The organism is Nonomuraea sp. NPDC049607 (assembly GCF_040675375.1).
GTDB lineage: Bacteria > Actinomycetota > Actinomycetes > Streptosporangiales > Streptosporangiaceae > Nonomuraea.
In genome coordinates this window covers 76,783-96,698 of the sequence record NZ_JBFAOV010000026.1, presented here as the reverse complement: position 1 = coordinate 96,698, position 19,916 = coordinate 76,783, and the positions used below count along the sequence as shown (strand labels likewise).

Below are 19,916 nucleotides of genomic sequence, written 5' to 3'. Positions count from 1 at the left end.
GCGCCCATGCTCCAGCGCGACTACACGACGTCGCAGCTCGACGTACTAGAGGCCGAGGCCATTCACATCATGCGCGAGGTGGCGGCGGAGTTCGAGCGGCCGTGTCTGCTCTTCTCCGGCGGCAAGGACTCGATCGTCATGCTCCGCATCGCGGAGAAGGCGTTCTGGCCCGCGGCCATCCCCTTCCCGCTGATGCACGTCGACACCGGGCACAACTTCGACGAGGTCATCGAGTTCCGTGACCGCCGTTCCGAGGAGCTGGGCGCGCGCCTGATCGTGGCCAGCGTGCAGGAGTCGATCGACAGCGGCCGGGTGGTGGAGGAGACCGGGCGGCGCGCCTCGCGCAACCGCCTGCAGACCACCACGCTGCTCGACGCGATCGAGGAGCACGAGTTCGACGCCGTGTTCGGCGGAGCCAGGCGCGACGAGGAGAAGGCCCGCGCCAAGGAGCGCGTGTTCTCCTTCCGCGACGACTTCGGCCAGTGGGACCCGAAGAACCAGCGCCCCGAGCTGTGGAACCTCTACAACTCCCGCATCCGCAAGGGCGAGCACATCCGGGTCTTCCCGCTGTCCAACTGGACCGAGCTCGACATCTGGGACTACATCCGGCGCGAGGGCATCGAGATCCCCTCGATCTACTTCTCGCACACCCGCAAGGTGTTCGAGCGCGACGGCATGCTGCTGCCCGACTCCGACGTCGTGTCGCGCGGCGACGACGAGCCGCTGTTCGAGGCCGTCGTGCGCTACCGCACGGTTGGCGACATGACCTGCACCGGCGCCGTGCAGTCCAAGGCCGCCACGGTCGAGGAGATCATCGAGGAGATCGCGGCCACCCGGATCACCGAGCGCGGGGCCACCAGGGCCGACGACCGCTCGTCCGAGGCCGCCATGGAGGACCGCAAGCGAGAGGGCTACTTCTGATGGACATTCTTCGCTTTGCCACTGCGGGAAGCGTCGACGACGGCAAGTCCACCCTCATCGGACGGTTGCTCTTCGACTCCAAGGCCATCTTCGAGGACCAGCTCGAAGCGGTCGAGCGCACCTCCCGCGACCGCGGCACCGAGTACACCGACCTGTCGCTGCTGACCGACGGCCTGCGGGCCGAGCGCGAGCAGGGCATCACGATCGACGTGGCCTACCGCTACTTCGCCACGCCCAAGCGCAAGTTCATCATCGCCGACACGCCCGGCCACATCCAGTACACCAGGAACATGGTCACCGGGGCCTCCACGGCCGACCTGGCGATCATCCTCATCGACGCGCGCAAGGGCGTGCTGGAGCAGTCGCGCCGGCACGCGTTCCTGACCTCGCTGCTGCGGGTGCCGCACCTGGTGCTGGCCGTGAACAAGATGGACCTGGTCGACTACTCGCAGGAGCGGTTCGAGGAGATCCGGGAGGAGTTCACCTCCTTCGCCTCCAAGCTCAACGTGACCGACCTGACGTTCATCCCGATCTCCGCGCTCAACGGCGACAACGTCGTCTCGCGCTCGGAGAACATGCCCTGGTACCTCGGCACCTCCCTGCTGCACCACCTGGAGAACGTGCACATCGCCTCCGACCGCAACCTGGTCGACGTGCGCTTCCCCGTCCAGTACGTGATCCGTCCGCAGAAGGCCACCGACCACGCCTTCCACGACTACCGCGGCTACGCGGGCCAGGTCGCGGGCGGGGTGCTCAAGCCGGGCGACGAGGTCACGCACCTGCCGTCCGGGCTGACCACGCGCATCGCCTCGATCGACACGTTCGACGGGCCGGTGGAGGAGGCGTTCCCGCCCATGTCGGTCACGCTGCGCTTCGAGGACGACCTCGACATCTCGCGCGGCGACATGATCGCCAGGCCCAACAACCAGCCGCACGCGGCCCAGGAGCTGGAGGCCATGGTCTGCTGGATGGCCGACGGCCTCAAGCTGGCCCCGCGCACCAAGCTGACGATCAAGCACACCACCCGTACGGCGCGGGCGCTGGTGCGCGACCTGCACTACCGGCTCGACGTCAACACCCTGCACCGCGACGAGGAGGCCACCGCGCTCGGCCTCAACGAGATCGGCCGGGTGTCGCTGCGGGTCACCCAGCCGCTGTTCGTCGACGACTACGCCCGCAACCGCCTGACCGGCGGCTTCATCCTCGTGGACGAGGCCACCAACGGCACGGTCGGCGCCGGGATGATCATCGACGCCAGCTGAACCCGTTCTCGGACGGCCCGGCGACACTCCGCCGGGCCGTCCGTCTTCTCGGTAGATCTTTGCGCGGTTTCCTGACCATCTGATTACCCTCCGCGCTAGGGTCGTCGCGTTCCGTATCGGCGACGTGAAGGCCCTCCCCCTGTGACCGACCGCGCATCCGCCACCCGAGTGATCTTCCTCGGGGGCCTCGGCCGTAGTGGCACGACTCTGCTGGAGCGGCTGCTCGCGGAGCTGCCCGACGTGGTGGCGCTCGGCGAGGTCGTCCACCTGTGGTCGAGGGGGGTGCTGGCCGGGGAGCCGTGCGGTTGCGGCGCGGCCTTCGCCGCCTGCGACTTCTGGCGGCAGGTGGGCAGGACGGCGTTCGGCGGATGGCGGCCGTCGCTGGCCGAGCGCATGCTCACGTTGCGGCAGCGGGTCGACCGCACCCACCGGATGGGGCGCATCGCCCATCCCGACCTGGCCGAGTACGCGCGGGCCTACCGGCGGATCTACGAGGCGACCGGCGCGCCCGCCGTGATCGACTCCAGCAAGCACGCCTCGCTCGCCCACTGCCTGGTCGCGGCCGGGATGGACGTACGCGTCGTGCACGTCGTCCGGGACCCGCGGGCGGTGGCCCACTCCTGGCGCAGGATCGTCGAGCGGCCCGAGGACGGGCGTCCCATGACCCGCTGGGGGCCGCTGCGCACGGCACTCCACTGGACGGCCCAGAACGCCGGCCTTGAGCTCCTCGCCCGCCAGGGGGCTTTGGTGACCCGGGTGCGCTACGAAGACCTGGTCGCCGCCCCGGAGCCCACGCTGACCGCGCTGGCGGGCTTCCTCGGGCTCGACGTCCCCGGGCTGCCGTTCCTGGAGGGCACGACGGCGCGGCTCGGGCCCGCGCACACCGCGTCCGGCAACCCGATGCGCTTCCAGGTGGGCGGGGTTCGGCTGCGGTGCGACGACTCGTGGCGTTCGGGGCTGCCGGTCCGCGACCGGCGGCTGGTCACCGCGCTCACCTGGCCGCTGCGCGTCCGGTACGGCTACCGGGAGGTGGCCGCATGACGGTCCTGCCGTCCGTCCTGCCGTCCGTGGGCGTGGTGATCCCGACCTGCGGCGACCGGCCCGCGCTGCTGCGTGGGGCCGTGGCGGGCGTGCTGGCCCAGGAGTATCCGGGGCGGCTCGCCGTGGTCGTGGTCGCCGACGGGGCGCCCGGTCGCCGCGATCCGCTGCCGGCGCTGGGCGTGCCCGTCCTGGCGAACAGCCGTACCCCTGGGCTTCCGGGGGCGCGCAACACCGGCATCGCGGCGCTCGACACCGACCTCGTCGCCTTCTGCGACGACGACGACCTCTGGCTGCCGGGCAAGCTCGCCGCCCAGGCGCGGGCGCTGGCCGCCGCCGGTGGCGAGTTCGCGAGCTGCGCCATCGAGGTCGAGCACGGGCGGCGCCGGGTGACCAGGCTCGCGGGCACGGACACGGTCACCGTGGCCGATCTCGTACGGTCGCGCATGGTGATGGTCCACTCCTCGACGTTCCTGTTCCGCCGCGGGGCCCTGTGGGCCGACGAGAGCGCCCCCGGCGGCCAGAACGAGGACTGGGACCTGGCCCTGCGCGCGGCCCGGCGGCGGCCGATCACGCACGTCGACCGGCCGCTCGTCCGCGTGCGGTGGGGCGGCGCCTCCCACTACGCGGCCCACTGGGCGGACCGGATCGCGGGGCTCGACTGGATGCTCGCCCGCCACCCCGAGCTGGCCGCCGACCGGCGCGGCGCGGCGCGCGTCTACGGCCAGCTCGCCTTCGCCCACGCGGCACTCGGACGGCGGCGCGCGGCGGTCCGCTGGGCGCTGCGGACGTTCGGGGCGCGGCCGGGTGAGCCGCGCGCCCCGATCGCGCTCGCCGTGGCCGCGGGGCTCGTCCCGGCCGCGACCGTGCTCGGGCTGCTGCACGGGCGGGGGCGCGGCATATGACCCCGCCGAGAACCCGCACCCCGGCCGTCCCCGCCCAACGCCCCCCGACCCCGAAACCCACCCCCACCCACCCCTCCACCCCCGACACGGCGGCGGCCAGGACCCACGCTCCCGAACCCGCGCGGCCCCACGCCTCCGAGGCAGCGGCGGCCAGGACCCACGCCTCCGAAGCCGCGTCCGCGCGGAGCCGGGGGCCCGAGGCCGGTGTCGGCAGGGCCCGGCGTTCCGGTTCCGTGGTCACCCGGCCGTCCGGGGGCCCGGCCGGTCGCGGGGCGGCCGCTGTCGGGGAACGGGTGCAGGTCGGCGGGGTCGGCGTGGACGTCGTCTCCGAGGCCGACGTCGTGCGCTGGGTGGCCGCGGAGGCGGCGGCCGGCCGGGGCGGACGCATCGTGACGCCCAACGTCGACATCTGCCGGGCCGTCGCCCGCGACCCCGCCCTCCAGGAGCTCGTGCGCTCGGCCGACATCGTGGTGGCCGACGGGATGCCGCTGGTGTGGGCGGCCAGGCTGCTCGGCACCCCGCTGCCCGAGCGCGTCACCGGGGCCGACCTGATCTGGTCGCTCAGCGAGGTGGCCGCGGCCCGGAGCTGGCCGGTCTACCTGCTCGGCGGGCCGCCGGGGGTGGCCGAGCTGGCCGCCGACGAGCTCAGGAGCTGCCGTCCCGGGCTGAAGGTGGCGGGGGTGCACGCACCGCCGTACCGCTTCGACGACACGGCCGAGGGGAGGGAGCGGGTGCGGCGCAGGGTGGTCGCGGCGCGTCCCCGCCTGGTGTTCGTCGGGCTGGGTTTCCCTCGGCAGGACCTGCTCATCGCGGAGCTGCGCGAGGAGCTGCCCGAGGCGTGGTTCGTGGGCTGCGGGGCGGCCATCGCCTTCGCCGCCGGGACGGTCCAGCGGGCGCCGCACTGGATGCGCCGGGCCGGGCTGGAGTGGGCGTTCCGGCTGATGAGCGAGCCCGGACGGCTGGCGCGGCGCTACCTCGTGGACGACCTCCCCTTCGCGGTACGCCTGCTCGCCGGCTGCCTGCTGACCAGGCTCAGGCGGTGAGCGCCCGGACGCGGGCCGCCTCCTGCGGGGTGAGCCCGCGGGCCGCCGTGGCCACGGCGTGACGGGAGTCCATCGGGCGGAAGGCCGTACGCGACAGGCCCGACCAGGCGAAGGCCGCCGACCGGCGGGACGGCGTGGTGCAGGCCCGGACGATCCGGCGTTCGGCGGACGGCGTCCAGGGCAGCCCCGCGTGGGCGTACAGGGCCTTGAAGCCGGTGACCGGGTCTTCGGCCAGGGACTCGTACGAGGTGACCAGGACACCGGGCGTGGCGGCCAGCACCGACCGGGCGGCCCGCCACAGGGCGGCGGTCGTGGCCAGGTCGTCGGCGCAGCCGAGCAGCGGACGCAGGTCCAGCAGCCCGGGATGGTCGCGGACGAGGAGCGGCTGGCCCAGCAGGTCGCGGACGTCGAACCGCCAGCCGAGCCGCCGCCAGCTCGCCGCGAACGACACCGGATCGCGCACCAGGACGATCACCGCGCAGCCTAGCCGCCGGGCGAACCACCCGGCCGACAACACCGCGAACGGGTCGTCCAGCAGCGCCCGGCGCCCGGTCAGGCGGCCGAACGCGAACGCCGTGCCGTACCGCGTCAGGCGGGCCAGGTCGTAGGGGGAGTGGTTGGCGCGCAGCTCGGGCAGCCAGTGGTAGCGCAGGGCGACCGTGTCGCGGAAGGCGGGCAGGAAGTCGGCGGCGTTGTCGTCGCAGATGTACTGGAACCTGTGGGTGACCTCGGCCCGCAGCACGCCGGGGCAGCGGCCGGGCGGGTGCTGCGGGTTGAGCGGCTCGTTGACGTAGACCAGGCCGCCCCCGGCGGTGAGCATCTTGCCGGCCCAGCTCGTGCCGCTCCTCGGCAGGCCGGTGACCAGGACGGGCGCGTTCACGCGGCCGTCGCCCAGGTGCGCGGGCGCAGGGCGGGCAGGGTGTGGCGGCCGAACGGGCGCAGGCCGTAGCGGTGGTGGAGCTGCCACAGGGGGAGCAGGTTCTTCACGATCACCCCGCCCGACCAGCCGACGACCGCGCCGAACGCGCCGTGGGAGGGGATCAGGACCAGGTCGAGCGTGACCGTGCAGGTGATCGCGGCCAGGAGGTTGAGCAGGCTGGTCAGGGTGTGGCCGGCGGCGGTCAGGACGACGTCGACCATGCCGCAGGCGGTCGCCACCAGCATCGTCCCGGCCAGGACGATGGCGATGGGGGCGGCGGCGCCGTACGCGGGGCCGAAGACGCGCAGCAGCCACGGCGCGAGGACGGCGTAGCCCAGCCACACCGGCCAGGTCAGCAGCACCAGCCAGATCGTGGTGGCCTGGTACAGCTCGCGCGCCCGGCCCAGCTCGCCGTCGGCCAGCGCCCGGACCAGCCGCTCCTGTACGGCCTGCGCCAGCCCCTGGTTGGCGAGCTGCCCGACGACCCGGAACCGGGTGGCGGCCGTGTAGACGGCGGCCTGGGCCGGCCCGCCCAGCCAGGCGACGACCACGATGTCCAGCCGCTGGAACACGGCCTGGATGGCCCCGGCGACGGACCGCGGCGCGGTGTACCGCCACAGGTCGCGCCCGGTCCCCGGCAGGTACGGCGTGCGCGGCGCCCGTCCGCGCAGACCGGCGAGGGCCAGGACGAGCAGCGGCAGGAAGGGCAGCGCCCAGGCCGCCGGCAGCCATTGCGGCGCGTGTGCGAGAGCCGCCCAGGTGACGAGCACGAGCTGCGCGGCGGGCAGCAGCACGCCGTCCAGCAGCACGGTGGGCCGCATCGAGCCGAACCCGCGGGTGGCGGCCAGGGCGACGTCGCCGAGCACGATGACCGGCAGGGCCCAGGCCAGCAGCCCGATGCGCGGTTCCAGCAGCACGCCGGCCGCGCAGGCGGCGAGCCCGCACGGCACCAGGGCCGCCCGGAAATATCCAGAAATACCGCGATAGTCGTACGTCTTGGCTCGCGCGATGAAGTACACCAGCCCGTTGCCGGCGTCCAGCTTGGCGATGCCGGCCGCCATCAGGGCCAGGGCCGTCACGCTGAAGAACGCCCCGGCCTGCGCCGGGCTGAACGCCCTGGTCACCACCACGGCCACCAGGAACTGCGCCAGCGCGCTGACCCCGGCCCCGGTCAGCCCGGCGATCCCGCGCCGGACCATCACCGGCGCCACGACGGCTCACCGCCCAGCCAGCGCGTCAGCCGCGCGTCGTAGGGCTCGAAATGGTCCCTGAGCGCCTGCTCCAGCACGCGGGGCACCGGCCGGGGCAGCGGCCTGCCGTTGTGCCGCTCGAAGGCCGGATAGCCCAGGTGCGGCACCGTCAGGAACTCCAGGACGCGGTCGTAGGCGGTCTCGGGCTCGGCGAAGAACCGGTGGCTGTCGAGCACCAGGAGACGGTCGCGGCCGAAGAGCGGTTCGAGGCGGTCGAGCTGGTCGGCGTACCGGCCGCGGGCCACGTACGCGTGGTGGCGGTGGGAGTGGTGCTCGGCGAACGGCGACACGCGCAGGCTCTCCTCCGCCCCGGCCAGCCGCTCGGCCTCCAGCTCCAGGGCGGACTCGAAGTGCGACTCGGACTCGAAGCCCCTGGCCAGCTCGTGGGCGTGGGCGGAGGAGGCCCGCGCGACCGGGTCGCGGACCAGGACGATCAGCTTGACCCCGGGCAGGTCGGCGGCGATCCGCTCCCCGGCCAGCGGATGGAACAGGTAGTAGGGGGACGACTCGAACGCGTGGGCCCGGCCGCCGTACCGGTGGGCGAGCAGCGCCGCGCCCGCCCGCAGCGGGAAGTGCGCCTGGTACCAGGCCATCGGCCGGTCGTAGCCGACGTCGAAGTAGTGGACGCCCTTGTGCAGGACGGGCTTGAGCAGCAGCGGGTGCTGGGCCAGCGCCCGGTAGAGCGAGGTCGTGCCGCACCGCTGCGCCCCCACGATGAGGAACGACGGCAACACCCGCGCGCTGGACGTGAACCGGCCCGCCAGGCGCGAGATGGACAGCACCGGCCGCTTCATCGTCCTCATGGCAGCAGCTCCTCGTGGTCGACGGCCGGGTTGAGCCAGGTCTCGGGCGGCCCGAGCGGGTGGTGGCCGTCGGCGGCGTGCCGGTCGGCCAGCGCGATGAGGTAGCGCAGCGCCGTGCGCTTGGCCTCCGCCGGCGACAGGCCGAGCGGGGCCAGCTCGCGGGCCGCCCTGGCCACGCAGGCGCGGGCCGCCGTGGGCGGGTCCATCCTGCGCAGCGCGCGCTGGAAGAAGTGGTGCACGGCGTCGAGGCCGTAGAGCACGCCGGTCTCGTACCGCTCCCAGTCCCAGACGAGCAGCCGGCCATCGGCGGACGGGCAGATGTTCCACGGGGACAGGTCGCCGTGCCAGGCCGGCGAGGGGCCGCCGGTGGCGGCGATCTCCTTGACGGCGGCGTGCAGCAGGGACGGGGGCACCCGGCCGCGCCGTACGGGCAGCGGCGAGAGCGCCAGCACCGGCAGACCGCGCCACTCGCCGTGGTGCAGCACGTCGGGCACGACGACGGTCTTCAGCGGCGCCCCGGCCAGGCCGCGCAGCGCGGCCGCCTCGCGGCCGACCAGCTCGCGGGCCAGCGGGCCGTCACCGACCTTCACGAACGCCAGCAGCCGCCCCCCGGTACGGGCCTCCAGCACGGGCTTGCGATTGGGCCGCAGCGCGGGACGCACGTGGAGTACGGTCTCCACGGGCGCGTCGAACACCTCGCCCAGGTAGGCCGCGATGGAGTCCTCGACCGGCACGGTGACCGCGCCCCCCACGTGCCACCAGCGCCGCGGGGCCAGCCGCCGGGGCAGCACCCGGTGCGGCAGCACCGAGTACGGCCGCGGCGACCCGGTGCCCGGATACAGCAGGCGCACGGTCTCGCGGAGGTATCCGAGCCGCGCGGAGGCGTCCTTCATGCGTTCCTCCACAGCAGGGCGAACGAGATGAGATAGAGGCTCAGCGGCGTCACCAGGCCGTCGTAGACGAACATGTAGAGCAGCACGAGACCCATCACCAGCACCCCGGCCAGCCCGATCGGGGAGCGGTCGGCCCAGTGGCGGCGGATGGCGCCGAGGAAGAAGGCCACGTAGAGGGCGGCCCCGGTGAAGCCCTGGGTGATCAGCAGCAGCCAGAGCTGCCCGTCGCTGCCGAGCGGCGGGTGCCCGCAGGCCGCGCACCACTGGGTCTTGCCGGTGGTGATCGAGCGGTGGTTGCCGAGCGAGTTGCGGGTGTTGCCGTAGCCGATGACCGGCGAGTGACGGGCCGCGGCGACCGTGGCGGTCATGGTGAAGGCCCTGACGTCGTTGGAGTGCGGTTTGTCCAGCCGTTGGGCGAACACCGAGGCCAGCGGGCTGAGCGCGAACACCACCAGCCCGGCGGCCACCGCCCCGCACAGCGCGACCCTGGTACGGCCCGCCACCCGCACGATCAGGTACGCCACCGCCAGCCCCAGCCCGATCCACAGGCCGCGGTTGAGCGAGTACACGACGGGGACCGCGGCCAGCGCGATCACCAGGACCGCCAGCACCCGGCGTCCCCGCCCGCCGTACGTCCACCACCCGACGACGAACCAGATCAGCAGCACCGACGCGTTGCTGCCCCACGCGTTGGCCCATTCGAAGGGCGCCTCCGGCCTGGGCGCGGAGTAGCCGAGCACCTTCTGGGTCTGGGCGGCCGTGGGATGGATGAGGTTCTGGACGAAGGAGTTCTCGCTGATCCAGCCGGGCAGCAGCATCTCCACCGGCGAGGTGAAGCCGAAGTGCGGGAAGACCATGCCGAGCAGGCCGCCGGCGACCGTCGTGAGGAACAGCACGCCGAGCCAGCGCACCAGGCGCAGTTGCGGCAGCTCGCGCTCGGTCAGGTTGCCCAGGTAGAGCACCATGACCAGGACGGACACGTACAGGGCCAGGCGCATGGCCCAGCCGATCAGGCGGCCGGAGCTGAACTCGCCGTACGTGCCGGGCGGCAGCTCGTCCAGCATCATCGCGCTCAGCAGGTAGCCGGCGAGCAGCAGCAGCCACAGGCCGAACCCGTGGGGCACCCGGACCGGCCGGCGCCGCCACAGGATCACGGCCATCGGCGCGGCCAGCACGATCACCGACAGGCCGCCGAACCCCAGCGCCCACCAGACCGGGTAGCCGAGCAGGAGCGCCGCGATCGGCCAGGCTGGTCCTGTCACGTCTGCTTGCGTTGCCGGTGGTGGAACGACGGCATGGGCGTGGTCTCGGCCGCCAGGCTCACCTCCAGCTCGCCGGTGGCGACGAGCTTGCCGAGCGAGGTGTGGGTACGCGGCTCCAGCAGCGGGACGAACTCCGGCACCGCGTCGGTGGCCGTCACCACGCCGACGATCGGCACGTCGTGCCGCTCCAGATGGCGGGCGGCCGCCGTCACCTCGGGCGCGCTGACCCGGCCCAGCCCGACCAGCAGCAGCGCCGCGTCGGCCCTGGCCAGGTCGCGGACGTCGGAGCCGTCGAGCACCGACAGCGGCGCGCTGATGGCCAGCGGCTCGGCCAGCGAGGAGGCGTAGAGGTCGGGGGGCAGCGACCGGATCAGCAGCCGCTGGCCCGGACAGGCCGCGACCACGGCGCAGGCCAGCTCGTGCAGCACGCCGTGCTCGCGGGAGGCCGACAGGTCGGTCAGCACGGGCAGCCCGGTCAGCCGCTCGACGTCGGCGGCCGTGCGCAGCCGGGTGTCGAGCCGGTCGCGGGTGTAGGCCGCCGCCGCGCCGAGCAGCAGGCCGGCCATCAGGCCGGTGCCGAGGAAGAGCGGCAGGCTGGGCGAGCTGGGCCGGGTCGGCGGCAGCGCCTCGCTGATGACCGAGCCGGGGGTCACCGCGATCGTGCGCAGCGCGTCGTACTTGAGCGTCAGGCTGGCGGCCTGCCGGTTGAGCACGCTCTGGCGCTGGGTGGCGATGGCGTGCTCGGCGCTGCCCTTGGGCAGCCGGCCGACCTCTTTGATGGCCGCGTCGAGGCCCGTGTCGACCTGCTTGAGCTTGGCCAGCACCGCCTGCTGCCGCTCGGCCATCGCGGCCTTCGCGCTCTCGCGCCTGTTGGCCAGGTACGCGTCGGCGTAGGCCCGGGACTGAGCGGCGGCGGCCACGGGGTCGGTGTCGGTCACGGAGATCCACAACACCGCGGAGTTGGGCGGCACGGAGACCTCGACCGGCCGGGGCGCGGTGATCCGCAGAGTCTGGGCGACCCGGGCCGAGACCACCGCCGACTGGGCGATCTGGGCCTCGGTGTCGAGGTTGAGCGGCTCCCGCTGCCGGTTGCTCACCTGGTTGCCCTGGTCCTGGCCGTCGACGGACGTGACCAGGACCTGGGTGATCGCGGTGTAGGCCGGCGGTGTGGCCCGCATCAGGGCGAGCCCGGCGGTGCCGCCGACCACCACGCAACCGACGAGGAGCAGCCAGCGCCTGCGCAGCAGCGAGAGGTGCTCGTCCAGGTCGGCGCCCGGCGGGCGGCGCGCCTGGAGATCCGGCGACGGGCTCATGGGGACGGTCTCCTGGAGGGGATGCGCGCTGTCGCGAGTGGGCAACGCTGCGTCACTTGCCGCAGTGTGCGCCCACTATAGGCCGGACGGATATTACCCAAGTCGAATACTGAAGATTTTTTCCGGTACGGCCGCCAAGATGCCCCTTTTTGAAAGGATATTTCACAAAAAGCTGGGTGGATGGACGGGTGCCTTGAGCTGGGCAGACGAGCACACTGGCTGAAGTTCGAGGAATGGCATGGCAAGGTTCAGGTTTGACAGGCGGGGTCCGTCGACAAGGGGGTTGGAAGGCGTTGCAGATTCGGGGCTTTTCTCATTTCGCGACTTTCGCGACGAAAACCGCAATCATCTGCGCGGTGCTCGCCCTCCCGGCCGCCTGCTCGACGGCCGAGGGCGCGCCCGCCCGGGTCGACACCAGCACGGCCGAGCTGGCCGGCGCGCCCTCCTGCGCGGTCACCGCCAGGCTCATCCCCTCCTGCGGCGCCTGGTGGGGCGTGGCGCCCGAGGTCTTCACCGGCGCTCCCGTGGCCGAGGCGCTGCGCGGGGCCGAGTCCCGCATGGGCGCCGGCGCCGACGTGCTGCACGTCTACCATCGCGGCAGCGAGCTGTTCCCCACCCCGCAGGAGATCGGCCTGGCCCGCGACCCCGGCCGGCCCAGGCTGCTCATGATCAACTGGAAGCCGTCCTTCGACCGCACCTGGGCCGAGATCGCCGACGGCGCGCTCGACCGCCGCATCGACCGCCTGGCCGCCTACCTCAGGCGCACCTTCCCCGAACGTTTCTTCCTCACCCTCCACCACGAGCCGGAGAACGACGTGAACGCCCGCTCGGGGTCGGGCATGCAGGCCACCGACTACGCGGCGATGTACCGGCACGTCGTGCTCCGGCTGCGCGCGCAGGGGGTGAAGAACGCCGTGACGGTCATGACGTACATGGGGGCGCCCAACTGGGCGGCCAAACCCTGGTTCGAGGACCTCTATCCGGGCGACGACGTGGTGGACTGGGTGGCCATGGACCCGTACGCCGACGACCGGGTGCACGACTTCGACGGGCTGGTGAACAAGACCCGCAAGGAGTACGGGCAGTGGCCGGGGTTCTACCGGTGGATGCAGGCCCGCTTCCCCGGCAAGCCGGTCATGGTGGCCGAGTGGGGGGTGTTCGAGCGGCCGGCCGACCGGGCCTTCAAACGGCGGTTCTTCGAGTCGGTGCTGAGACAGATCAAGCGGTATCCGCAGATCAAGGCGTTGCTGTACTTCGACTCGCCGCGGGCGCCGCGCGGCAACACGAGCTTCGACTCCGATCCGGGTGCGGCCCGCGCCTTCACCCAGCTCGCCCGCGACCGCTACTTCCGCTCGACCCGCGTGCCGCGGCCCTGACGCCGCGCCTTCTAGCGCCGCGCCTCCAGGGGCCGCCCGACGGCCGCGTTCGCGTCGCCGCGCCGGGCGAGCAGGCCGCCGCGCAGTCGCCAGCCGGCGAACGTGACCGCGCAGGCGGCGACGAGGAGCCAGGCGGTGAGGGCGTTGCCGACGTCCAGGAGCTTGAGCGCGGAGGCGAGCAGCACGATCGCCAGCAGGGCCCTGATCAGGCCGCCCGGAGCGCGTGAGGAGATCCGCGCGCCGAGGTAGACGCCGGGGATCGAGCCGACGAGCAGCGAGAGCGTGAGCTCCAGCTTGAAGTCGCCGAACAGCAGGTGGCCGAGCGCGGCCGACGCGACCAGAGGCACGGCCTGCACGAGATCGGTGCCGACGAGCTGGTTGGCCTTGAGCGCCGGATAGAGCACGAGCAGGGCCACGATGATCAGCGAACCCGAACCCACGGACGAGATGCCCACCACGAGCCCGCCTACCGTACCGACCAGTAGGGTCGGAATTGGGCGCACGACGATGTCGTGGGCGCTCGACGAGCCGCCCCTCGCGCCGAGCCAGCCCTTGACCGCCATGCCCGCGACGGCCAGCAGCAGCGCCACGCCCAGCGCGTACTTGACCGCGTCGGTGACGGCGAACGCGCGGGCCAGGAACACCCCGCAGAACGCGGCCGGCACCGACCCCGCGCACAGCCAGCCCACCAGCCGCAGGTTGACCGTGCCGCGCCGCAGGTGGACGACGCTGCCGACCGGCTTCATCACCGCCGAGGCGACCAGGTCGCTGGAGACCGCGGCCAGCGGCGGGACGTTGAAGAACAACATCATCATCGGGGTCATCAGCGCCCCGCCGCCCATGCCGGTCAGACCGACGACGACGGCGACGACGAAGGACCCGGCTACCAGCGCGAAGTCGATCAACGTACCCATCCTCCGGACCGCAGCGCCCCCAGGACCTGGGAGACGGCCGCCTCGATCGAGATGTGCGTGGTGTCGATCACCAGGTCGGCGTCGTCCGGCTCCTCGTACGGGTCGGAGACGCCGGTGAACTCGGGGATCAGGCCGGCGCGGGCCTTGGCGTACAGGCCCTTGCGGTCGCGCCGCTCGCACTCCTCCAGCGGCGTGGCGACGTGCACGAGCAGGAAGTCGGCCCCGACGGACTCGACGCCCTCGCGCACCTCCTCGCGGGTGGCCGCGTAGGGGGCGATGGGGGCGCAGATCGCCAGGCCGCCGTGGCGGGCGGTCTCGGCGGCGACGAAGCCGATGCGCCGGATGTTCAGGTCGCGGTCGGCCTTGGAGAAGGTCAGGCCCTTGGACAGCAGGTGGCGCACGACGTCGCCGTCGAGGTAGGTGACCGTGCGGGTGCCGAGCTCCAGCAGCGCGTCGCGCAGGCCGCGGGCGATGGTGGACTTGCCCGAGCCGGACAGGCCGGTGAAGAAGACGACCAGGCCACGGCGGTGGGGCGGGCCGGGCAGCGTGACGGGCTCGGGGCCCGCGTAGTGCTCGGTGGCGCCGTAGGCGGTGGCGACGTGCTCGCGCAGTTCGAGGTCGATCTCCGGCTCCGCCCGCGGCGCCAGCGGGACGGGGACCACGAGGGTGCCCTCGGGCAGGCGTTCCCCGGCGCGGAGCGCGGCGCGGACGACCCCGGGGCCCGCCTCGCCGTACGCGAGGGGGAGCAGCACGATCACCGCGTCGAGCTCCTTGGCGGTGGCGGTGATCTCGGTGAGGTCGTCGAGCGGCCCGCGCATGGTGACGGCCAGCGCGGGCCGGCCGCCGAGCTCGGCCCTGACCTCGGCCGGAGTGCGGCGCAGCCGGGCGAACGGGCCGTGCTCGGGCGTGCCGAGCGCCTTGAGCGGGCCCGAGGTCAGGCCGTCGGCCTCGCGCGCGGCCACGGTGAGCACGGCCAGTGGCAGGCCCTCGGGGTCGAGCAGCCGCACCTCGTCGCCGGGCGAGACCTCGGCGGGAAGGTGGAGGGTGACGGGCGCGGGCCACGGAGTGCCGTCGGCGAGCGTGCCGCGCTCGTGCACGGCGTGGACGTCGTCGTGGCCCAGGAAGCCGGTCAGTGGCTCGAAGGCCCCGGACAGCAGCAGCTCAAGGTCGGCCAGCTCGTGCGCGTCCGGGGTCCACTCCACGGTTTCCGACATCCCAACTATTCCGATTGAATTGGTAGGAAAGGAGTCTACTCACTCATGGGGCCGTGTCGCTAGAGCAGGCGGGCGAAGTGATGTTGCGGCTTCCTGATCACCATGGTGATCTCGTCGTGGGAGGCGGTGTAGCGCCCGCCGCTCAGCCGGTCGACCAGCCTGACGGCGGCGGAGCCGAGCCGGCCGGCGCGGGCCGGGCCGCTGATCCGGCGCTCGTCGTCGATGATCATCAGGCCGCGGCTGAGACAGAAGGCGTGCATGCCGTCGCTGGAGGCCAGCGGCTCGTAGACGACGGGCAGCGGACCCGGCGTGCCGGGGGTGACGAGCGCGCGCCACAGCAGCCGCCGCAGCCACGACGGCGTGAGCCGGTCGAGCACCCCGTAGGCCGACTTCCTGTCGCGCATGCGCAGCAGCACCAGGCCGCCCGGGCGCAGCGACTGGAGCAGGCGGTCGAACACCAGCTCGGCGTGCTGGACGCGTTCGAGCAGGAAGGACAGGTGGATCACGTCGTAGGCGCGGTGCTGGAGCGGCACGCAGCGCAGGTCGCCGAGCGACCAGGCCACCAGGTCGGCGCGCTCCTCCACGACGTCTCTGATGACCGGGTGGTCCTCGTCGGCGCCCGTGGCCCTGGCCTCCAGCGGTTCCACGTCGAGCGGCTCGTCGTGGGCGCACCCCGCGACGAGCAGGTCGAGCCGCCGGCTGAACCGCCCGGCCCAGTGCTCGCGGATCCGTTGACCGAAGATGTCGCCTCGCTGGGCGACTGATCGCACCTCAGACATGTCACCTACAGTAATCAATCGAGCGGTCTCGGTTACGCACTTCCCTGCTAGCGTCCTGCCCCGTGGACGAGCAGGTTTACGTGGGGAACGCCGACATCGACGCCGCGGGCGACCGCGGCTGGCTGCTCGGTCACTTCAAACCCCTCGGCGACCCACGGCACAGTGAAGAAGTCGAGATCAAGTGGGGTGTGCACCCGGCGGGCGACGAGCGTGCCCAGTGGGTCAGGGGTGAGCAGCGCACCGCCCTGCTCGTCCTGATCAGCGGCCGGTTCCGGGTGGAGCTGCCGGGGCGCAGCGTGCTGCTGGCCGAGCGCGGCGACTATGTGGTGTGGGGCAAGGGCGTGGACCACTCGTGGGTCGCCGAGGAGGAGTCGGTGGTGCTCACCGTACGCTGGCCGTCGGTCCCCGGTTACCGGGTGCCGCACCCCGAGTAGGCTTGGTGGAGACCCCCGCGACCTTACCCGGCCGGGGGTAGTTGTGTTGCCGTCGTGGGGCTGTGGGCGTATCTGATGAGTCTTTCCGGACTGCTTGACCTTGTTGCCCTGGGGGCCGGGGCCGACCCGAAGCTGACCGCCGCGCTCGAAGAGGGCGGCGACGTCTCACTGATCGCGCCCTCGGCGCTGCGGCCGTTCGGCGTGGCCGCGCTGGCCGCGCACGATCAGCGCACCGTGCTGGCCGTCACCGCCACCGGGCGTGAGGCCGAAGACCTCGCGGCGGCGCTGACCAGCCTCGTCGAACCCAGCTCGGTCGCGGTGTTCCCGGCCTGGGAGACGCTGCCGCACGAGCGGCTCTCGCCGCGCAGCGACACCGTGGGCCAGCGCCTGGCCGTGCTGCGCAGGCTGGCGCACCCGGTCAAGGGCGACACCGCCGCCGGCCCGCTCGGCGTGGTGGTCGCCCCGGTCAGGGCGCTGCTCCAGCCGATCGTCAAGGGGCTCGGCGACCTGGAGCCCATCAGGCTGAGGGCGGGCGACGACGCCGACCTCGACGCGGTGGTCGAGCGGCTGGTCACCAACGGTTACCACCGGGTCGACATGGTGGAGAAGCGCGGCGAGGTGGCCGTGCGCGGCGGGCTGCTCGACGTGTTCCCGCCCACCGAGGAGCATCCGCTGCGGCTGGAGTTCTGGGGCGACACCGTCGAGGAGATCCGCTGGTTCAAGGTGGCCGACCAGCGCTCGCTGGAGGCGGCCGAGGACGGCCTGTTCGCGCCGCCGTGCCGCGAGCTGCTGCTGACCGGCGAGGTCAGGGCGCGGGCGCGGGAGCTGGCCCAGGAGCACCCGGCGCTCGCCGAGGTGCTCGACCAGCTCGCCGAGGGCCTGCCGGTCGAGGGCATGGAGGCGTTCGCGCCCGTGCTGGCGGGGGAGATGGACCTGCTGCTCGACCACCTGCCGATCAGGTCGGCGGTGTTCGTGTGCGACCCCGAGCGCATCAGGGGCCGGGCCGAAGAGCTCGTACGCACCTCGCAGGAGTTCCTGGAGGCGTCCTGGATCAACGCGGCGGCCGGCGGCGAGGCGCCGATCGACCTGGGCGCGGCGGCCTTCCGCACGCTGGAGGACATCCGCGGCCACGCCGACTCGCTGGGCCAGCCGTGGTGGACGATGGCGCCCTTCGGCAACGGCGTCGAGCTCGACGCGCAGGACTCCGAGGCGTACCGGGGCGACACCGCCAAGGCGCTGGGCGACATCAAGGGCTGGCTGGCCGAGGACAAGGCGGTCGTGCTGCTCAGCGAGGGCCATGGGCCGGCCGAGCGCATGGTCGAGCTGCTCAAGGGCGTCGACGTGCCAGCCAGGCTCCAGCGTTACCTGGACAAGGCGCCCGAGCCCAAGGTCGTGCACGTCTCGACCGGCCTGATCGAGCACGGGTTCATCACGCCGCGCCTGGCCGTGCTCACCCACCTCGACCTGGTGGGCCAGAAGGCGTCCACCAAGGACATGCGCCGGCTGCCCTCGCGCCGCCGCAACATGGTCGACCCGCTCCAGCTCAAGGTCGGCGACCACGTCGTGCACGAGCAGCACGGCGTCGGCCGCTACGTCGAGATGGTCCAGCGCACGGTCCAGGGCGCGACCCGCGAGTACCTGGTCATCGAGTACGCCAAGGGCGACCGCCTCTACGTGCCCACCGACCAGCTCGACGAGGTCACCCGCTACGTCGGCGGCGAGGCGCCCACGCTCAACCGCATGGGCGGCGCCGACTGGGCCAAGGCCAAGTCCAGGGCCAAGAAGGCGGTCAAGGAGATCGCCGGCGAGCTGATCAGGCTCTACTCGGCCCGCATGGCCTCGCCGGGCCACGCCTTCGGCGCCGACACGCCGTGGCAGCGCGAGATGGAGGACGCCTTCCCCTACGCCGAGACCGGCGACCAGCTCGAAGCCATCGACGAGGTCAAGCGCGACATGGAGCGCGGCATCCCGATGGACCGGCTGATCTGCGGCGACGTCGGCTACGGCAAGACCGAGATCGCGGTGCGGGCGGCGTTCAAGGCCGTCCAGGACGGCAAGCAGGTGGCCGTGCTGGTGCCGACCACGCTGCTGGTGCAGCAGCACATGTCCACCTTCACCGAGCGCTTCTCCAGCTTCCCCATCGCGATCAGGCCGATCTCGCGCTTCCAGAGCGACGGCGAGGTCAAGGGCACGATGGAGGGGCTCAGGTCGGGCGCGGTCGACGTCGTCATCGGCACCCACCGGCTGCTCAGCCCGGAGGTCAGGTTCAAGGACCTCGGGCTGATCATCATCGACGAGGAGCAGCGGTTCGGCGTCGAGCACAAGGAGGCCATGAAGCACCTGCGCACGCAGGTCGACGTGCTGGCCATGTCGGCGACGCCGATCCCGCGCACGCTGGAGATGGGCCTGACCGGCATCCGCGAGATGTCCACGATCCTCACCCCGCCCGAGGAGCGGCATCCGATCCTCACGTTCGTGGGGCCGTACGAGGAGAAGCAGATCGGGGCGGCGATCCGGCGCGAGCTGATGCGCGACGGCCAGATCTTCTTCGTGCACAACCGGGTGGCCTCCATCAACCGGGTGGCGGCGCGGCTGCGCGAGCTGGTCCCCGAGGCGCGCATCGCGGTGGCCCACGGCCAGATGAACGAGCACCAGCTCGAAAAGATCATGGTCGGCTTCTGGGAACGCGAGTACGACCTGCTCGTCTCCACCACGATCGTCGAGTCCGGCCTCGACGTGCCCAACGCCAACACGCTCATCGTCGACCGGGCCGACAACTACGGCCTGTCGCAGCTCCACCAGCTCAGGGGCCGGGTCGGGCGAGGCAGGGAACGCGGTTACGCCTACTTCCTCTACCCGCCCGAGAAGCCGCTGACCGAGACCGCCCACGAGCGCCTGGCCACCATCTCCCAGCACACCGAGATGGGCGCGGGCATGTACGTCGCGATGAAGGACCTGGAGATCCGCGGCGCGGGCAACGTGCTGGGCGCCGAGCAGTCGGGCTTCATCGCGGGCGTCGGCTTCGACCTCTACGTGCGCCTGATGTCCGAGGCCGTGCAGGAGCAGAAGGCCAAGCTGTCCGGGGCCGAGGTCCAGGAGGAGCAGCAGGACGTCAAGGTCGAACTGCCCATCAACGCCCACATCCCGCACGACTACGTCACCTCCGAGCGGCTGCGGCTGGAGGCGTACAAGCGGATCGCGGCCATCGTCGCGCCGATCCACATCGACGAGGTGCGCGAGGAGCTCACCGACCGCTACGGCAAGCCGCCGGTGGAGGTGGAGAACCTGCTGGAGGTGGCCCGCTTCCGGATCAGGGCGCGGGCGGCCGGGCTCACCGACGTCACGCTGCAGGGGCAGAACATCAAGTTCGGCCCGGCGCGGCTGCGGGAGTCGCAGCAGGTCAGGCTCGACCGGCTGTACAAGAAGGCCATCTACAAGCAGGCGGCCGAGACCCTGCTCGTGCCGGTTCCCAAGACCAAGCCGCTGGGCGGGCAGCCGTTGCGCGACCTCGATCTGCTCAAATGGTGCGGCGACCTGGTCGAGGCGATGTTTCTTGAGCCCGCGCGGGTAAGCTAAGCGCGGTTTTTGTT

Annotated in this window: 17 protein-coding genes; 8 read left to right on the top strand and 9 right to left on the bottom strand. The window is 72.5% G+C overall.

Annotated elements, in window-relative coordinates:
* Positions 1–6 precede the first annotated feature (6 nt).
* From cysD to AB0J97_RS36930, 5 genes are all read left to right on the top strand, one after another.
* A complete protein-coding gene (gene cysD / locus AB0J97_RS36950; protein ID WP_357710103.1) occupies positions 7–921 on the top strand; it encodes a sulfate adenylyltransferase subunit CysD in 915 nt (304 codons plus the stop codon).
* Positions 921–2,183 carry a sulfate adenylyltransferase subunit CysN gene (gene cysN / locus AB0J97_RS36945; protein ID WP_357710106.1) on the top strand — a complete coding sequence of 421 codons (1,263 nt, stop codon included), beginning with the start codon at positions 921–923 and terminating at the stop codon, positions 2,181–2,183. Before cysD ends, cysN begins: the two co-directional genes overlap by 1 nt.
* 141 nt (positions 2,184–2,324) lie before the next feature.
* The gene (locus AB0J97_RS36940; RefSeq protein ID WP_364097668.1) at positions 2,325–3,224 is read left to right on the top strand and encodes a sulfotransferase; all 900 of its coding nucleotides are present in this window, start codon (positions 2,325–2,327) and stop codon (positions 3,222–3,224) included.
* The gene (locus tag AB0J97_RS36935; protein ID WP_364097665.1) at positions 3,221–4,126 is read left to right on the top strand and encodes a glycosyltransferase; all 906 of its coding nucleotides are present in this window, start codon (positions 3,221–3,223) and stop codon (positions 4,124–4,126) included. The genes AB0J97_RS36940 and AB0J97_RS36935 overlap by 4 nt, the downstream gene beginning before the upstream one ends.
* Positions 4,123–5,169: a WecB/TagA/CpsF family glycosyltransferase gene (locus AB0J97_RS36930; RefSeq protein ID WP_364097663.1), complete on the top strand. Its 1,047-nt coding sequence runs from the start codon at positions 4,123–4,125 to the stop codon at positions 5,167–5,169. Before AB0J97_RS36935 ends, AB0J97_RS36930 begins: the two co-directional genes overlap by 4 nt.
* Here the strand turns inward: AB0J97_RS36930 and AB0J97_RS36925 are convergent.
* From AB0J97_RS36925 to AB0J97_RS36900, 6 genes are read right to left on the bottom strand one after another with little or no spacing between them, the layout of a single operon-like run.
* Positions 5,159–6,049 carry a sulfotransferase gene (locus AB0J97_RS36925; RefSeq protein ID WP_364097660.1) on the bottom strand — a complete coding sequence of 297 codons (891 nt, stop codon included), beginning with the start codon at positions 6,047–6,049 and terminating at the stop codon, positions 5,159–5,161. The genes AB0J97_RS36930 and AB0J97_RS36925 overlap by 11 nt on opposite strands.
* The gene (locus tag AB0J97_RS36920; protein ID WP_364097657.1) at positions 6,046–7,299 is read right to left on the bottom strand and encodes a polysaccharide biosynthesis C-terminal domain-containing protein; all 1,254 of its coding nucleotides are present in this window, start codon (positions 7,297–7,299) and stop codon (positions 6,046–6,048) included. The genes AB0J97_RS36925 and AB0J97_RS36920 overlap by 4 nt, the downstream gene beginning before the upstream one ends.
* Positions 7,287–8,141, bottom strand: coding sequence for a sulfotransferase (locus tag AB0J97_RS36915; RefSeq protein WP_364097654.1), 855 nt, complete (start codon positions 8,139–8,141; stop codon positions 7,287–7,289). Before AB0J97_RS36915 ends, AB0J97_RS36920 begins: the two co-directional genes overlap by 13 nt.
* Positions 8,138–9,034 (bottom strand): hypothetical protein, encoded by an 897-nt coding sequence (locus AB0J97_RS36910; protein ID WP_364097651.1) that lies wholly within the window; start codon positions 9,032–9,034, stop codon positions 8,138–8,140. The genes AB0J97_RS36915 and AB0J97_RS36910 overlap by 4 nt, the downstream gene beginning before the upstream one ends.
* Positions 9,031–10,296 carry a hypothetical protein gene (locus tag AB0J97_RS36905; protein ID WP_357708857.1) on the bottom strand — a complete coding sequence of 422 codons (1,266 nt, stop codon included), beginning with the start codon at positions 10,294–10,296 and terminating at the stop codon, positions 9,031–9,033. The genes AB0J97_RS36910 and AB0J97_RS36905 overlap by 4 nt, the downstream gene beginning before the upstream one ends.
* Positions 10,293–11,609, bottom strand: coding sequence for a Wzz/FepE/Etk N-terminal domain-containing protein (locus AB0J97_RS36900; RefSeq protein WP_364097648.1), 1,317 nt, complete (start codon positions 11,607–11,609; stop codon positions 10,293–10,295). The genes AB0J97_RS36905 and AB0J97_RS36900 overlap by 4 nt, the downstream gene beginning before the upstream one ends.
* A 356-nt stretch (positions 11,610–11,965) precedes the next feature.
* Here AB0J97_RS36900 and AB0J97_RS36895 point away from each other — a divergent pair, with 356 nt between their 5' ends.
* Entirely contained in the window at positions 11,966–12,985 is a 1,020-nt protein-coding gene (locus tag AB0J97_RS36895) for a hypothetical protein (protein ID WP_357708853.1), read from the top strand.
* 11 nt (positions 12,986–12,996) lie between these two features.
* Here AB0J97_RS36895 and AB0J97_RS36890 read toward each other — a convergent pair whose 3' ends face one another.
* From AB0J97_RS36890 to AB0J97_RS36880, 3 genes are read right to left on the bottom strand one after another with little or no spacing between them, the layout of a single operon-like run.
* Complete coding sequence (locus AB0J97_RS36890) at positions 12,997–13,899, bottom strand: sulfite exporter TauE/SafE family protein (RefSeq protein WP_364097644.1); 903 nt, start codon at positions 13,897–13,899, stop codon at positions 12,997–12,999.
* The gene (gene cysC, locus AB0J97_RS36885; RefSeq protein ID WP_357708848.1) at positions 13,887–15,113 is read right to left on the bottom strand and encodes an adenylyl-sulfate kinase; all 1,227 of its coding nucleotides are present in this window, start codon (positions 15,111–15,113) and stop codon (positions 13,887–13,889) included. Before cysC ends, AB0J97_RS36890 begins: the two co-directional genes overlap by 13 nt.
* Positions 15,114–15,172: 59 nt before the next feature.
* Positions 15,173–15,892, bottom strand: a complete 720-nt coding sequence (locus AB0J97_RS36880) for a methyltransferase domain-containing protein (protein ID WP_357708846.1) — start codon at positions 15,890–15,892, stop codon at positions 15,173–15,175.
* Between the two features lie 62 nt (positions 15,893–15,954).
* On the opposite strand from AB0J97_RS36880, the gene AB0J97_RS36875 reads away from it, so the two are divergent.
* Both AB0J97_RS36875 and mfd read left to right on the top strand, forming a co-directional pair.
* Positions 15,955–16,326 (top strand): signal peptidase I, encoded by a 372-nt coding sequence (locus AB0J97_RS36875; protein ID WP_357708844.1) that lies wholly within the window; start codon positions 15,955–15,957, stop codon positions 16,324–16,326.
* 75 nt (positions 16,327–16,401) lie between these two features.
* A complete protein-coding gene (mfd, locus tag AB0J97_RS36870; RefSeq protein ID WP_364097639.1) occupies positions 16,402–19,902 on the top strand; it encodes a transcription-repair coupling factor in 3,501 nt (1,166 codons plus the stop codon).
* Positions 19,903–19,916: the final 14 nt, after the last annotated feature.